We start from the raw sequence: 1,448 nt of genomic DNA on the forward strand, positions 1-1,448 counted from the left end.
CTGCATATAGCTTTGAGTTCAAATCGACTGGTGAAATTGTAGTAACTAACAGTGCCAACAAATACAACGGCACTTACGCAACCGTGATGGATAGTGGTAAGCAAAAATTCAATATCGTAATTGCGACTTCTGACAATACTTTGGCAGAAATCAACGAAGACTGGATTTTGAGCGAAAAAACCGATACAACGCTAAAATTCACCAAATCAAGCGGTGGAAATGGTGGAACTAAGACTTTGGTATTTGGGAAGTAAAAATTTTTACCACAGAGGCACGGATTTGAAGATTTACACAGAAATCTGCTCTGTGTAAATTTGTGTAATCCGTGCCTCCGTGGTGAAAAATCACTCCAACGGATGCTCCAGAAGCAATTTTGAGACATTATAAATATCTTTCTGATTCGCTACCGAAGCACGCACAATTTTCACTTTTTCGGGCGAAATGGCCGATGCTTTATTGCCAAACGAATTTCGGACGTAAGTCAAAACTGCCGCTACTTCTTTATCGTTGAGCAAACCTTCAAACGGTGTCATTGGTACTTGTCCAGGGTAAGTTTTGCCGTTGACATCAATCTGTCCCATTAAGCCTTTCAACACGATTTTAATAGCTCGGTCTTCATTACCCGTTACCCATTTTGTGCCCGCCAATGGCGGAAATCCTGAAGCTGTCAAGCCCTTTCCATCGGCTTGATGGCACGTTCCGCAGTAGCCTTCTTTGGCATAAATCTTCTTGCCCATCGTAAACAGTTCAAGTTCTTTATCTTTCAAAGCAGATTTTTCGGCAATTTCTTTAGCTTTCTTCACGGGCATTCCACTCAAGTGAGCAACAGCCGTTTCGTGAGCATGAATCATCCATTCGTCCATTGGCTTCTTTTTGGCTTCCGCTAAAATCGGTAAGCCTTTTTCTTTACCAATCCACGAAGCCGCCACGATGGCATCTAATCGCACTCGACTGTTTTCGTCTCGCACGGCTTGCATCAATAAAGCCGCTTGGTCAGGCACTTGATGCCCCACAAAACGCAACACTTCAACGGCAGCAGCCCGTGCATGATAATCTTTAGCTTTGAGCATTTGGCGAAGTAGCTTTTGGTCAACTTTATTCAAACCCCAAGTTACCCACAAGGCCTCCAATACATGATGCTCGTAGCGAAGGTCGTTTTTATCAAGATTTGCTACCCATTTTGTAATTTTTGGTAAAACTTCGGCGGCATTTCTTCCTCGCAATTCTCGACGTGTGCGATAACGAGTACGGTATTCGGGCAACTTCAAATTATCAAGCAAAGTTTCTACACTTGCTCCATCAATCTTTGCTGGTGTTAGCAGAGGGCGAGATGGGTATGTAACACGATATACACGTCCATGCACGTGGTCACGCAATGGGTCACGGGCGTTGTGCTGCATGTGTCCGATTAGAATGTTGTGCCAATCAATAACATATAGCGAGCCATC

The 1,448-nt window shown here is 43.9% G+C and carries 2 protein-coding genes; one reads left to right on the forward strand and one right to left on the reverse strand.

Features of this window, described 5'->3' with window-relative positions:
• On the forward strand, nt 1-254 hold a 254-nt coding region (locus ACOVO2_RS07205), incomplete at its 5' end, for a hypothetical protein (RefSeq protein ID WP_421769323.1).
• Nucleotides 255-344: 90 nt separating this feature from the next.
• Here ACOVO2_RS07205 and ACOVO2_RS07210 read toward each other — a convergent pair.
• On the reverse strand, nt 345-1,448 hold a 1,104-nt coding region (locus ACOVO2_RS07210), incomplete at its 5' end, for a c-type cytochrome (RefSeq protein ID WP_421769324.1).

Origin of the sequence: Emticicia sp. (assembly GCF_049241225.1) — a bacterium.
Lineage (GTDB): Bacteria > Bacteroidota > Bacteroidia > Cytophagales > Spirosomataceae > Emticicia.